This is a genomic window from uncultured Devosia sp. (assembly GCF_913055165.1).
GTDB lineage: Bacteria > Pseudomonadota > Alphaproteobacteria > Rhizobiales > Devosiaceae > Devosia.
This window is the reverse complement of the sequence record NZ_CAJXJS010000006.1, coordinates 88,774-102,006: the sequence shown is the minus strand read 5'-3', so window position 1 is coordinate 102,006 and position 13,233 is coordinate 88,774. Positions and strand designations below refer to the sequence as shown.

General features: G+C 62.2%; 15 protein-coding genes and 1 pseudogene. 9 read left to right on the top strand and 7 right to left on the bottom strand.

Annotation, left to right across the window (positions count from 1 at the left end):
- Positions 1-512: ABC transporter substrate-binding protein (locus QZ564_RS04025; protein ID WP_297104991.1), on the bottom strand; the 512-nt coding region annotated here is incomplete at its 3' end.
- A gap of 190 nt (positions 513-702) precedes the next feature.
- On the opposite strand from QZ564_RS04025, the gene QZ564_RS04020 reads away from it, so the two are divergent.
- From QZ564_RS04020 to QZ564_RS04005, 4 genes are read left to right on the top strand one after another with little or no spacing between them, the layout of a single operon-like run.
- A complete protein-coding gene (locus tag QZ564_RS04020; protein WP_297104988.1) occupies positions 703-2,331 on the top strand; it encodes a short-chain fatty acyl-CoA regulator family protein in 1,629 nt (542 codons plus the stop codon).
- A gap of 54 nt (positions 2,332-2,385) precedes the next feature.
- A complete protein-coding gene (locus tag QZ564_RS04015) occupies positions 2,386-2,769 on the top strand; it encodes a response regulator (protein WP_297104978.1) in 384 nt (127 codons plus the stop codon).
- On the top strand, positions 2,753-2,986 hold the full coding sequence (locus QZ564_RS04010) for a hypothetical protein (protein WP_297104975.1): 234 nt from the start codon (positions 2,753-2,755) through the stop codon (positions 2,984-2,986). Before QZ564_RS04015 ends, QZ564_RS04010 begins: the two co-directional genes overlap by 17 nt.
- Positions 2,986-5,685 carry a sensor histidine kinase gene (locus QZ564_RS04005; protein ID WP_297104972.1) on the top strand — a complete coding sequence of 900 codons (2,700 nt, stop codon included), beginning with the start codon at positions 2,986-2,988 and terminating at the stop codon, positions 5,683-5,685. The genes QZ564_RS04010 and QZ564_RS04005 overlap by 1 nt, the downstream gene beginning before the upstream one ends.
- A gap of 5 nt (positions 5,686-5,690) precedes the next feature.
- Here QZ564_RS04005 and QZ564_RS04000 read toward each other — a convergent pair whose 3' ends face one another.
- Both QZ564_RS04000 and QZ564_RS03995 read right to left on the bottom strand, forming a co-directional pair.
- Positions 5,691-6,506 (bottom strand): potassium channel family protein, encoded by an 816-nt coding sequence (locus QZ564_RS04000; protein ID WP_297104969.1) that lies wholly within the window; start codon positions 6,504-6,506, stop codon positions 5,691-5,693.
- Between the two features lie 98 nt (positions 6,507-6,604).
- The gene (locus QZ564_RS03995; RefSeq protein ID WP_297104966.1) at positions 6,605-7,360 is read right to left on the bottom strand and encodes a FecR domain-containing protein; all 756 of its coding nucleotides are present in this window, start codon (positions 7,358-7,360) and stop codon (positions 6,605-6,607) included.
- Positions 7,361-7,567: 207 nt separating this feature from the next.
- Between QZ564_RS03995 and QZ564_RS03990 the strand changes: the two genes are divergently transcribed.
- Positions 7,568-8,311: a glycosyltransferase family 2 protein gene (locus tag QZ564_RS03990; RefSeq protein ID WP_297104962.1), complete on the top strand. Its 744-nt coding sequence runs from the start codon at positions 7,568-7,570 to the stop codon at positions 8,309-8,311.
- A gap of 582 nt (positions 8,312-8,893) precedes the next feature.
- On the opposite strand, the gene QZ564_RS03985 is transcribed toward QZ564_RS03990, so the two are convergent.
- Entirely contained in the window at positions 8,894-9,238 is a 345-nt protein-coding gene (locus QZ564_RS03985) for a hypothetical protein (protein WP_297104959.1), read from the bottom strand.
- Positions 9,239-9,551: 313 nt separating this feature from the next.
- Between QZ564_RS03985 and QZ564_RS03980 the strand changes: the two genes are divergently transcribed.
- From QZ564_RS03980 to QZ564_RS03970, 3 genes are read left to right on the top strand one after another with little or no spacing between them, the layout of a single operon-like run.
- Positions 9,552-10,358, top strand: a complete 807-nt coding sequence (locus QZ564_RS03980) for a flagellar hook-length control protein FliK (protein WP_297104956.1) — start codon at positions 9,552-9,554, stop codon at positions 10,356-10,358.
- A complete protein-coding gene (locus tag QZ564_RS03975) occupies positions 10,355-10,627 on the top strand; it encodes an EscU/YscU/HrcU family type III secretion system export apparatus switch protein (RefSeq protein ID WP_297104953.1) in 273 nt (90 codons plus the stop codon). Before QZ564_RS03980 ends, QZ564_RS03975 begins: the two co-directional genes overlap by 4 nt.
- 55 nt (positions 10,628-10,682) lie before the next feature.
- Complete coding sequence (locus tag QZ564_RS03970; protein ID WP_297104950.1) at positions 10,683-11,207, top strand: DUF2076 domain-containing protein; 525 nt, start codon at positions 10,683-10,685, stop codon at positions 11,205-11,207.
- Between the two features lie 12 nt (positions 11,208-11,219).
- Here QZ564_RS03970 and QZ564_RS03965 read toward each other — a convergent pair.
- A pseudogene (locus QZ564_RS03965) lies at positions 11,220-11,588 on the bottom strand (cell wall hydrolase); the annotation flags it as partial.
- A gap of 192 nt (positions 11,589-11,780) precedes the next feature.
- Entirely contained in the window at positions 11,781-12,098 is a 318-nt protein-coding gene (locus QZ564_RS03960) for a hypothetical protein (RefSeq protein WP_297104947.1), read from the bottom strand.
- A gap of 104 nt (positions 12,099-12,202) precedes the next feature.
- On the opposite strand from QZ564_RS03960, the gene QZ564_RS03955 reads away from it, so the two are divergent.
- Entirely contained in the window at positions 12,203-12,523 is a 321-nt protein-coding gene (locus tag QZ564_RS03955) for a hypothetical protein (RefSeq protein WP_297104944.1), read from the top strand.
- A 6-nt stretch (positions 12,524-12,529) separates the two neighbouring features.
- On the opposite strand, the gene QZ564_RS03950 is transcribed toward QZ564_RS03955, so the two are convergent.
- Entirely contained in the window at positions 12,530-13,150 is a 621-nt protein-coding gene (locus QZ564_RS03950; protein WP_297105009.1) for a 5'-methylthioadenosine/S-adenosylhomocysteine nucleosidase, read from the bottom strand.
- Between the last annotated feature and the right edge of the window lie 83 nt (positions 13,151-13,233).

The window sequence follows — 13,233 nt, the reverse complement described above, 5'->3', positions numbered from 1 at the left end:
CCGGTCGTATCGTTGGAATGGGTCAGGCCCGCCATGAAGATGACGCCCATTTCCTGGCAGAGACCCTGCACGGCCACGGCCTCGGCCGATGACGAACCACCGGTGATCATGATGGCGCCGTCGCGCTCGATCATGCGGGTCGCACCTGCACGAGCAACGTCGGACTTGGTCTGGCTGTCCGAGGTGACGAACCCGACCTTCTTGCCCAGGATACCGTTGCCCTTCAGGGCGGACGGGGTGAGTACGTTGAGCAGGCCGCCGTCGCCTTCACCGTTGAGGTGGGCAATGGCCAGCTCGTAAGCTTTCTGTTCGTCTGCGCCTTCTTCTGCATAGGCGCCGGTCAACGGCAGGTTGAGGCCAAGGGTGACCGTGTCGCCAGTGGGGTTGTTGCAGAATTCCTGCGCCCAAGCCCCCTTGGTGAACATCATGGGGGCCACGCCCGAACCGATAATGCCGGCCATGCCGGTCTGCAGAACCCTGCGACGGGACAGCCCGCGCTTCAAAAATGTCATCGATCTCCTCCTTGTGGCGCGGGGCGGCTGGTACTTTGCCAGCCACTTTCCGCCTGCCCAGTATTCGACATATTTGAAAACGTCGGCAATAGGTCATTGTAATTCCAGCAAAAACTTGTAAATTGTTGTTCTTCAAGGCGCGTCATCGAGTAAATTCGTTGACAAGTCGGCTGTTCGGGGGAGGGTGAGCATGCGCGCGCCAATCGGATTTCGGATCAGCAACAGGCGGAAATCGCTGAAGATTTCTCAGGCGGCGCTGGCGCGGCTGGTCGGTATTTCTCCCAGCTATCTGAACCTGATCGAAAACAACAAACGCGATGTCGGCGGTGCCTTGCTGCAGCGTGTGGCGCTGCATTTGAACATCGACATCGACGATCTGACCGGCCAGGCGGAGCAGAAACTGCTCCAGGATCTGGAAGAGGCCTATGCCGATCCCATGATCGAGTCGCTACCATTTCAGCCGGACGAACGCAGGCAGATGGTGGCGCAATATCCGGCAAGCGCGCTGGCGATAACGCGGCTGCACAGGGCCTACACAGATGCTGTCGCCAGCGCGGATGCCTTTGCTGACCGCCTTCGTTCCGATCCGCTCCTCAGTCAGTTGCTGCACCAGGTGCTCTCCGGGGTGACGGCTGTTCGCTCGAGCGCAGAGATCCTCGAGGATGTGCCCGACCTCGAGGACGGAGAGCGGCAGCGATTTTTGGCGGCTATCGGACGTGAGACTCGTAATCTTGGCGCTGTTGCGCGCAATCTCATCGGTCACTTTGAAAATGCCAGCGCCAGCCGGAGGAGTGTTTCGGCGGCCAGGGAGATCGACGATCTGTTGATCGAGCGCACAAATTACTTCCCGTCGCTGGAGGCAGCCGGTGAGGCGCTGCGGATGGACGTGGAGAAGTATGGCCGCTTTGGACTGCAGGGCCTGACGGAGGCCCTCGAACGGCAGTTCAACGTGACCGTCACAATTGGCGGGCCTCCACCTGCAGGTCCGCCCGACTTCCCCGGCCAATATCGCTACTTTCCCGAGTTGGGAACAATGTGGCTGCAGGGGGCGACGACGCTGGCGACGCGGCAGTTCCAATTGGCCCGTCTCTATGGGGAACTGGCGGCCGGTGCGACAATCGAGGCCGAGTTGGACGAGGCCGCATTGGCCTCACCGGCAGCGTTGCGATTGGCGCAGCGGGCGCTCGGTTCCTACCTCGCGGGCGCGATGATCTTCCCGTATTCGCCCTTTCTGGAGCAGGCGGAGGCAGGCGCCTATGACATCGATCAGCTGCGACAGACCTATTACGCCAGCTATGAGCAAGTGGCCCATAGGCTGGTCTCCTTGCGGCGGCCCGGCGAAGAAGGGGTTCCCTTCGGCTTTTTGAGGTCCGATCCGGCCGGCCGGCTGACCAAGCACTTCCCATTGCCAGGGCTTTTGCTGCCCTATTCGGGGCATGCATGTCCGCTCTGGGTGATTTATGGCGCCTTCCGAACGCCGGACATGCCGGTGCGCCAGGTCGTCCGCTTCTCCGATGGGTCGCGCTATCTGTTCGTGGCCCGCACCGTGCAACGCAGGGCGGCAGCCTTCCATGAACCACCGGTTATGGCCTCGGTCATGCTGGCCTGCAATGTCTTGCATGCAGACAAGACGGTCTATGCGCAGGGGCTCGATCTGGCCGACAACGAGGCCGATGTTGAAGTGGGGCCCACCTGCCGGCTGTGTACCAGGACCAATTGTGCCAGCCGCCAAGAAGAGCCCATGGCGCCGGCTCCAGGGGGCGAAAACTTACGAGCCACATTGGTGGGTGATGGTTTTGCTCTTGGCGCCGATGGGTGAATTCGGGTTAGTATCACAATGCGCGAAGGGGAGATCGCGCGTCTGGGGGGAGCATTGGCAGTCGACATTTTGATCGCCGAAGATGAGCCTAGCATACTGGAATCACTGGATTTTATTCTCCGCCGCGCGGGTTGGAGCATAGAATCGGTGACAGATGGGGAGGCGGTTCTGGAACGTGTGCGGCGCGAATTGCCGCGCATTCTGGTTCTGGATGTGATGCTGCCCAAGCGCAGCGGGTTCGACGTCTTGAAACAATTGCGAGCGGACGCGCCGACGCGACACCTGCCAGTGCTCATCCTGACGGCGAAGGGGCAGCAGCAGGATCGCCGGATCGCCGAGGAACTGGGTGCGGACGGTTTCGTCACAAAGCCCTATTCCAACGCCGAGGTGGTGGGAGCGGTCCGCCAGCTGCTGGGCGAAGATGACCGATCGTCGTAAGCTCGAAAGCGGTGTTCTGGTCCTTGCTGTCTTCAGCGCCCTGCTGATCGTTCCGCCGCTGGTTTATATCTTCAACCATCCGATCCTGGTCTTCGGACTGCCGCAGATTGTGGTCTATCTGTTCGTGGTCTGGGCTCTGATGGTCACTGCGACCGCGATCCTGACCCGTCACCTGCCGCGTGCGTCCGATCAGGACGAGCATGTGGGGAACGACTGATGCTGTCGGCGGATTTCGTCATCGCGACGGCCATTGTCTATGTTGGGCTGCTGTTTGTGCTGGCCTATTTCGGCGATCGGCACACCCGTGCCAACAAGTCCTCATTCCTGCGCCATCCTGCCGTCTACACCCTGTCCATATCGGTCTATTGCACCAGTTGGACCTTCTACGGCGCGGTGGGCAATGCGGCCCGCGGCGGGCTGGAGTTCCTGACGATCTATCTTGGTCCCACCATTGTCTTTGTGGGCTGGTGGTTCGTGTTGCGCAAGCTGGTGCGCATCGGACGCATGCAGGCCATTACCTCCATCGCCGATCTGCTGTCCTCGCGTTATGGCAAGTCGAGTCGCCTGGCGGTACTCGTCACCTTGATCGCGGTCATTGGCATCACGCCCTATATCGCGCTGCAACTGAAGGCGATTACCGCCTCGATCCAGGCTGTGGCCGAGTCGGCCGAGGGCGCGCGTGGCAGCCTGGCCGGGGTTGATGACGGGGCCCTGGCGTTCGGAATTGCCGCGGGCATGGCACTCTTCACCATTCTCTTCGGGACCCGCAATGTGGATGCCAAGGAGCAACATCACGGCGTGGTGGCGGCCATTGCCTTTGAGGCGGTGGTCAAGCTTGCCGCTCTGCTCGCAGTGGGCATCTTTGTGACCTTTGGGCTCGGAGGCGGTTTCGAGGCGATCTATCGCGGTGCCGAGGCGGCGGGCATTGCCATCTATGAGGAGGACCCGTTCGGCCCCAGATGGGTGGCAATGACTGTGCTTTCGGCGGCCGCGATCATCTGCCTGCCCAGGCAGTTCCAGATCACGGTGGTCGAGAACGCCAATGAGGACCATCTCCGCGTCGCCGGTTGGGCGTTTCCCGCCTACCTGCTGCTAATGAGTGTCTTCACCCTGCCGATCGCGCTTTACGGGATGACGGTGATGCCACCGGGCGCCAATCCGGACATGTTCGTGTTGACGCTGCCTCTTTCGGAGGGCCAGTCGGGCATTGCGCTCTTCGCCTTCATCGGCGGATTTTCTTCGGCCACATCCATGATCATTGTTGCCTCGATCGCCCTGTCGATCATGGTGTCCAACCATATCATCATGCCGATCATCCTGCGCTCCTCCAATGTCGGACAGGGGGACGGGCAGGACGTTCGTCGCCTTTTACTGCTCAGCAGACGCGTGTCGATCGGCCTGATCCTGACCCTGGGCTTCCTCTATTTTTCGCTGACGGGTGATGACGCCCTGGCGCCCATCGGCCTGATTTCCTTTGCCGGGGTGGCGCAATTCCTGCCAGCGATACTGGCTGGGCTCTATTGGCGGGAGGCTTCGCAGCGCGGTGCGGCGAGCGGCATTTTTGTTGGCTTCGTGGTCTGGGCCTGGACGATGTTCCTGCCCAGTTTCGAAACCGTTGTTCCCTGGGTCGCGGATGTCATGGAGCGTGGGCCCTGGGGCATCGGGTACTTGAGGCCGGAAAACCTCTTCGGTCTCAATGGCCTCGATCCGCTCGTGCATTCGGTGTTTTGGAGCCTGCTGCTCAATAGCGTGTTTCTCGTGCTGGGGTCTCTGCTCTCCAGTCAATCGGCACTGGAGCGCATTCAGGCCGCGGCCTTTGTCGATGTGTTCCGCCGCCGGCCCTTTGCCCATCGCGGCTTCATGCCGGGTTCGGCCACCGCCAATGACCTCTATTTTGTTGCCGAGCGCGTGCTGGGCGAGAAGCGCGCGGCCGCCTTGTTCGAAGCGGCGGCGGAAGAGCGCGGTGTGGAGCCGGCGATGCTGGAGCCGACGCCCGAATTCATCTCGCGCCTTGAGCGCGAACTTGCAGGCTCGATCGGATCGGCCTCGGCACATGTGATGCTGGCCAAGGTGGTGGCCGGCGGCGATGTGTCGCTCGAGGAAATGATGCAGATGGCCGACGAGACCCAGCAGGTCATCGAATATTCGCAGGAGCTGGAGAAGACCTCCGCGGAGCTTCGCGTGACTGCCCGGAAGCTGGAAGATGCTAATGCGCAATTGCGCGAGCTTGATAGCCAGAAGGACGAATTCCTCAGCCAGGTCAGCCATGAGGTAAGGACGCCGATGACCTCGATCCGCTCGTTCTCGGAGATTTTGATGGAGCCCGGCGACCTCAATGAGGGACAGCGCCAGCGCTTTATCTCAACGATTCACAACGAGAGCCTGCGCCTGACACGATTGCTGGATGAGATTCTGGACCTAAGCGCCCTGGAGCGCGGCGAGCGGAGCTGGCAAAACACGCCGGTCGATGGCGAAGAGGCACTGGACCGGGCCATCGGGGTTTGCGACGCACTTCTGCGGCAAAAGGGCATTCGGGTCGAATTCGGAGAGCGGGCGCACACCACCATGGTGGAGGGGGATAGCGACCGGCTGTGCCAGGTCTTCATCAACCTGATTTCCAACGCGGTGAAGTACAATGACGCCAACGATCCGGTGGTACAGATCAGTTCGAGCGTCAGATCGGGTCACTATGTCGTGGATGTCGCCGACAACGGTCCGGGCATCTCGAAGTCCGAACGCAAGATGATATTCGAGAAGTTCTGGCGCGGCGTTGAGGGGGGCGGCGACCAGGGTGGCGCGGGCCTTGGACTTGCCATCAGCCGACAGATCGTGGCGCGGATGAACGGAACGCTCGAGCTCGTCCCCGGCCCCTTGCCCGGCGCCTGCTTCCGGGTGCGTATTCCCGTGGTCAAATAGCCAGATCAGCCCAGGCCCTCGTCGGGAATGTTGAGCAGGTGTCCGCAGGCCTTGCAGTGCACCGCGTCTGGTTCGTGCCGGTGAAGCCCGCATTGCGGACAGGGAAAATTGACCTTGGCGGGGCGGAAGATCAGCTGCGCGAGGCGCACGAATAGCGAGATGCCGATAATCATGACGACAATCGACACGAGCTTGCCGAAGGTGCCCGGCAGGACAATATCGCCGAACCCCGTGGTGGTCATGGTTGTGACAGTGAAATAGAGCGCATCGACATAACCGGCAATGCCCGAGTCGCGCCGTGCAAAGGCTGTGTAGACGAAGCCCGTCACCACGAAGATGAAAACCAGCAGGTTGATCACTGCCTGTATCGTTTCGCGATACCCGCCCAAACCGCGTTTTTCGAGCGGCCGCCAGACCATGCTAGTGCGGGTCAGGGTCCAAAGTCGCAGGATACGCAGGAACCCTAGATTGAACAGCCATGTCGGGGCCAGCAGCGTGATCAGGATGAAGATATCGATGATGACCGGCAATTGCCGGAGCCATCGCAGCGGATGGGTCGATGCCAGGCCGCGGGCGATGAGATCGATCGCCAGGATCGCGGCAATCGAGTAGTCGATCCAAAGGAAGGTTTCGGTTTCGCGCAGCAGGGGCGTGGCAATGAAAAAGGCGATGATTGCCAAGTCGACCAGCAGGATGGTGGTCTGAAACCGCAGGGCCTGCGGTGATTGGCCATGGTAGAGCAGCCGCAGCTTCGATCTGAGCCGGCCCAGTCTGGTTTCCGGGGCTTCGGGTCTCGCGGTCGATCGGTCTGCGGAGCTCAATCTGGATCACTTGTTTGTGGACAGGGTCGAGCGCACCACAAAGGACCAAATCGCCTGCCATTTCAAGGCGCCGCGCGACTTCCGCAGTTGTGTGGCGTTCAACAGATCTGCGGATTGTTGCAGGGTGTCGTCTGATTGCGGGGCGGTCCGGGGGGCGGCAAGTTGACCAGCGAATTGGAGGAGCCGTTCTGGGGGGCGGCAAGGCAGGCCTGGGCGCCCGACACCCTGAATGGGGTGCCGAAACTGGCCTGGATGTTCGGTAGCGGGAAATTCGCCACCAATCCGTCGCGCTCCGGATTGGTCCAGGCCAGAACATCGGCGGCGCCTCCGCCAATCACCCCGAGATCGCACCGTCTGGTCAGGTCCACGCAGGTCGTGCCGCTGCACAATCGCAGGGCGCCCTCAAAGAGCAGGACGAAATTTTGTCGTCCGCCGACCGTGAGATCAAACTCTGTACCGCGCACGGCGATTGAGGCCGTCGGCGTGTCGATGGAGTAGGCTGATTTCGGGCTGTTGCCGGAGATGAAGCGGAAAGTCCCGGCCAGCGCATTGACAGCAAACTTGCTCGCGCCGCCGCCACCTCCGAGCAGATAGGTCTCAATTTGCAGGCTACTACGCGGGCCGACGACGAGGCGGGTGGCATCGTCAAACAGCAATTGCACATTGCCAGTGGGGCCAGTGACGATAGTCTCCCCGACGGAAACGTCGGCACCAACCACAAGGAGGCGATCGTTGGACCCCAGACGCGAAAGGGCATCGGGTTTGACTCCGACGGCCGTTCCCTCGCCGGCACCAAGAGTGACGCCGGACACAATCATGGAAGCAATAGCGATATATGTGGCAAGTCTAATCATGACTACATCCATCGATGATTGCTGCTGAACGGCACATGAACCGTTCGGGCGCCCGATCAATGTTAGCAGACTACATGGGCCGACGGAACAAGTCGCCCGGTGGCACCAGACGGTGCCGGTTCGACATGGGATCGGTTGCCGCAAACGCTGTGGCGCGCTATGTGCTCCCCAAACAAGACCGGCCCGGCGCCGGACAAGGGGAACCCCATGAAGTTGGCCTTCGTCATTCCCGCCTACAATGAAGAGGCGCTGATCGGCAAATGTTTGGAATCAGTGCTGGCGGAAATCGAGCGGTCCGGCGCGGATGCGGACGTGATCGTCGTCAACAATGCGTCGACCGACCAGACGGGCGAGATCGCCCGCAGCTTTGCGGGCGTGCGCGTTGTGGATGAGCCCAAGAAGGGGCTGGTAAATGCCCGCGATGCCGGTTTTGCGGCGAGCGAAGGCTATGAGCTGGTGGCCAATATCGACAGCGACACCATCGTGCCCGAAGGCTGGCTGGATGTGGTCATGCGGGAATTCGAACGCGACGCGAAGCTGGTCTGTCTCAGCGGGCCCTATGTTTATTATGACATGGCGCCGCATAACCGGTTCCTGATCAGCCTGTTTTATGGGCTGACTTACCTGATTTACCTGCTCAACCGCTTTGTGCTGCGCGTAGGGTCGGTGGTGCAGGGGGGCAATTTCGTCTTCAAGCGGGCCGCTTGGGCGGCGGTCGGCGGATATGATCGCAGCATCGACTTCTTCGGGGAGGATACCGATGTCGCGGTGCGCCTGTCCAAGGTTGGCGGGGTCAAGTGGACCTACGCGCTCAAGATGAAGACGTCGGGCCGGCGGCTGGAGAAGGAAGGGGTTTTCCGGACTGCCGGGACCTATACGCTGAACTTTTTTTGGGTGACCTTCCGCGGCAAACCCAAGACCAAGAATTACACCGATATCCGGCCGCAATAGTCGTTGGATTACCGGAAACGCGAGAGGGTAGCGCGCTTCGTGCAATGCGCTACACTTGTGTGAGCCACATGACGTGGCCGGAGTCGGCCGGCCGATGAGCATATCGTCCCAGCTTCCGCCCATTCCACTGGCAATGGCCAGCGCGAGTCTGCGCGCCTTGGCACAGGCAGCGGGGCAGACGGTGGAGGCGCGGGTGCTGAGCCAAGCCGCCAATGGCACGACGCAGGTGCAGGTCGGTCGGCAGGTACTGAACCTGACCTTGCCGCAAAGCCAACCGGTCGGGTCAGTCTTGACCTTGTCGGTGCAGCAGGCGGACGGGCAGTTGCGCCTGAGCGTCGAGGGCGTGCGGCCACCCGCAGCACAAGTGACGGTCTCGCAACCGTCGATGGCAACGACAACCCCGGCCACCAGCGTTCAGCTCTCGGCAGCGGCGCTATCCGGCTTGCCTGCCTCAGCGAACCCAAGCCTTAGGCCGTCCGCAGGAGGCGTTGTGGGGGCGCAAGCGCCGACGCCGCCGACGTCGACAGTTGGGACTTCGCCGGCGCCTCCGGCTTCAGCTGGCGTGGGGCCTGCTCGCCCCACCTATGGCGGTGTGCCGGCATCGACGGCTGTGTCTGGGACGGCGCCCAGTCCACCATCGGTCTCCGGCAACGCGTCGATTGCGACGAACGCGACCACACCCGTTTCGGCCGCACAGGCAGCGCCGCAACCTGTGAGTGGGGTTGTCTCGCCGATCGCGTCAAGTGCATCACCGGTGCAAGGGACGAAGGTCCCGACCGGTACAGTGGCGCAAACCGCTTTGCCATTGGCGCCGGGCGCAGCTTCGCCGCCTCCCTCAGCGCCGGTTTCGCCAGGGGCGCCGCCGGGCAACACCATTCCGGCACCGGCGTTTGGGCCGTCTGCGCCGTTGACAGCGCCAAGTGGCATTCCCTACGCGGCCCCGTCTTCTGCCGCGCCGGCAGTTGTGGTCAGCCCTGCTGGTTCTGCAGCAACTGCGTTGCCGCCCGTGGGGCAGGCTGTGCCCTCCAGCGTTGTCGGCCAGCATGCGCCCCAGCCCAGCTACGGCGGGATGGCGGCAGGGGGCTCAGTCAATACTTCTCCGGTGGCGCCGAGTGTACCGCCAGCCGCGGCCTCATCACCGCAGGCCGCTCTTGCTCAGATGGTGCAGCAAGCCATCCCCCGGCAGGACAGCGTGGTGGGGCTGACCACGGCCCTGACAGCAGCGGCCGGCAGATTTGCGTTGCCCGAGCCGGTGGCAAAGGCGGCGCAGCAGGTGCTTGCCCTGCGGGTGCCCCTGGACGGCGCGCGGCTAGACGGTACGATGATCAAGACCGCGGTACAAAGATCTGGAGTTTTCCAGGAAGCCCTGCTGGCGTCGGGACAGGGCGCGCAAGCGGCTGGTGACACCAAAACGGCGCTGCTCGGCCTGCGGCAAACTCTCGGCAACTGGCTTGGCCAGCAGGCGCCCGTCGCCCAGGTTGCTGCCGTTGCGCCACCCATGCGCGGCGTGCAACTGCGCGCGCGTGCCGGGGACGGCGGCACGCCCAATCTGCCGGACGATCTCATGGAGGCTGGCAAAGTGCTATTGGAACGGACCGAGGCGGCCCTATCCCGTATGCGTTTGCACCAGAATGCGTCGTTGCCGGACACCAACTCGGTTCGGCAGGATAGTCAGTGGAGCCTCGACCTGCCGGTTGTCATTGCGGGACAACAGCACCTACTGCAGATGCAGATTCATCGGGATGACACCGCCGACAATCAGGCCCCGGAGGATCGGGGCTGGCAAATTCGTTTCGCGATCAACCTTGCTGGTGCTGGAGAAATCGGCGCGCAAATAGCCATGAAATCCAAATCGACGGGTGTCATGCTTTGGGCAGATCAGCCGGAGACAGCTGCGGCGCTGGCTGCCGGAATTGAAGAGCTCAAAGGCGAGCTTGCCTCGATAGGATTGGTTCCAGGGGCGGTTGTGGTGCGTACCGGACCACCGGTCGCGCCGCAGAAACAGCCGGCGGGGTATGCCGGGCAACATCTGGACGCCAGGCGATGACAGCTGACGATCCGACCGAACGGCCTCTGGCTGTTGCACTGCACTACGAAGAAGGCTCGCGCGAGGCGCCGCGGGTGGTGGCCAAGGGCAGGGGGCTGGTCGCCGAGAAGATCATAGCGCTGGCGGAAGAGAATGGGGTGGTCATCGAAGCCAACCCGGTTCTTGCCGAAGCTCTGAGCGGGGTCGAGTTGGACGAGACCATACCCATTGAGCTCTATGATGCCATGGCTGTGGTCATCGGCTACGTGCTGCGCCAAACAAGGCGGTAACCTTGCGCGTCCCGCTGCGGCTTCCCATGTCCTTGTGGACCAGTTGGAGGACGCCATGATCAGGGAAGAAGACGAACGCGCCATTGAGGATTTGTTCGAACGCCTGCGACGCGTCGAGCGCCAGAGCGGCCCGCGCGATAGAGATTCCGAGGCTTTGATCCGCCAGCGGCTGGCCGAGCATCCTGCTGCTGCATACTATATGGCGCAGGCAATCATTGTGCAGGAAGCCGCCTTGCGCGATCAGCAGGCGCGCATCGAATCCCTTGAGGCCGATCGCAGCCGATCGGGCGGTTTTCTGGGCAGCATTTTTGGCGATGACGCCGAGAGGCGGGTGCGCCCCGAACAGGTGCGGCGCCCGGGGCCATGGGATCGCACAGATGGCGGTGGGTTTCTCGCTGGTGCCGCACAGACGGCCCTTGGTGTCACCGGCGGCGTGCTGCTGGGCTCGGCAATCGCTGGCATGTTCAGTGAGCCCGCGCAGGCCGCGGAAACTCAGGCGGCGCCCGAAGAGCCTTCCGTGGAGGAGGACATCGACGCCGGTGACGATTGGGGCGGCTTTGATATTGGTGGCGAGTTCTAGCGGTCAGCGGGTGCTGCGCTTTTCATAGAACTCGTTCCCGCCCGCCTCGAGAACGTAATACATATTGTTGTACGGGAACCGCAGGCCGGCAGTGTGGAAATGCTGGGCGTTCTGGACGCCGGGATGGCGGGCGCCGGAAAGGACCTGATCGGCCACCTGGGCGGCAAGCACCGCGCCGCTATCGGTCATGGGACGCGTCAGCACGCCCTGTGCAAACTGGTTCTTCTGCCCGACCACACCGCACACGGACTTGGGATAGCGCGGATCGTGGAGACGGTTCATCACGACGGTACCCACGGCGAGCATGCCGTCTGGGCTGGAGCGATTGGATTCGAAGTACATAGCCCGCATCATGCACTCTTTCTCGCTCAGCTGGGCCATGCCCAGATTGACGCCGAGAAAGCTGCACCCGCCCAGGCTGGTGATTGCCAGGACGGCCATGGAAAGGCGCAGAATGGTTGAACTGGTGCGGCGCATGGGGACATTCCGGGCTTGTTGCGAAAAGATCGCTTTGCCCGAAAATGCGCGCCTAGCCTTAAGGAACGCCTGAGCCGGAAGGTTAAGTTTTTCTATCTATCGCTTGAGGAGCCGCAAAAGCAGCAAGGTCGTGCTGACCAGCGCGATTGCGGGAAGCGGGTCGCGCCGCACCAGCCTGGCGCCGTGCATGGCCTGTTCGCCGGCCAGGCGCGCCCATTCTGAACCGTGCGCGGCCGCAGCGGTGCCCATTTCCTGTAGCTGGCCCCCTAGGTTGTGGGTGGTGTGTCCCGATAGGTGGGCGAGCTGATGGACCAGATGCTGGACGTCGCGCCGCATGGCCCGCACCTGGCCTTCAAGGTCGTGCTGCCCACGCCGCTGGTTGGTGAGCTGGGAGAGAAAAGCATCAAGGGACATGATCCGCTCCGCGTTTTTCGATAAACGGCCGGATATCTCGCGCGGTTCCATGCCCTTGAACTGCCACAGGTCGGCGCCATTTAGGTGGTGTGGAAGGAACCCGCATGACCAAGAGCACAGATCGCCTCAACCGGCTTTTCGACCGACTGGAACGGCGCATTCCAGGGCTGGCGGCAGGTTGGCTGGCGCGTCTGAGACGCCCGGGCGCCAGATGGGTGCGCATCCCGTTGGGCATTCTGCTGGTCTTGGGCGGCATTTTCAGCTTCCTGCCGGTGCTCGGCATATGGATGCTGCCGCTGGGCCTGCTGCTGTTGGCGGTCGACCTCATTTTCCTTCAGGGGCCAGTGAATACAGCCATACTGCGCGGCAGTCGCTGGTGGACGAACTGGCAGCGGTACCGGCGCGACAAGAAGCGACGCAAATAGGGGGCGTCAGGCCATTGCCGAATAATGGGCCTCGATGATGTCCACGGCAGCGGCCAGGCGCTCATCCACAATATGAAGATACTGGGTCCAATCGGCCATCTGCGTGACCTCGCCCTTGCCGTCGGAGATCCCCCGGATCGCCAGGAGCGGGATTTCGAAGGCCTGGCAGGCTCGCAGAATGGCAAAAGTCTCCATGTCCACCATGTCTTCGGGCACCAGATCATAGGCCGAACCGGAGACGATATTAGCACCCGTGGAGAGGCTGGCCGGATTGAGGCCGGGCACCGGTGGCGCGAGCCTCAAAGTCGCAGGCATGTCGAGGAAAGGGGTAACGCCCTTGGCAAATCCCAGCGCAGTCGCGTCCATGTCGCGGTAGGAAACGGTGACGGCCTGATAGACTTCGCATTGCTCCAGGCGCCGCGAACCTGCCGAACCGAGCGATACGACTAGCCGCAGTCGACGGCTTTCCGATGAGGCCAACAGGCGGGTCGTGTTGACGGCGGCCTCGACAGGTCCGACGCCGATCACGACCGGTTCGATACGGGCCCTCAGATGAGGACCATATTCGGCTTCTGCTGCCATGAGGTAGAGGATCGACATGCCTGCAAGTTTATCATGACGAGCCAGCCCGCCAAGCGCACTCTTTGCGCTTCCGTAATGTTGTGGTGCGTATGGTAATCACTGGCCACGCGGGATGTGGCACGGGATAC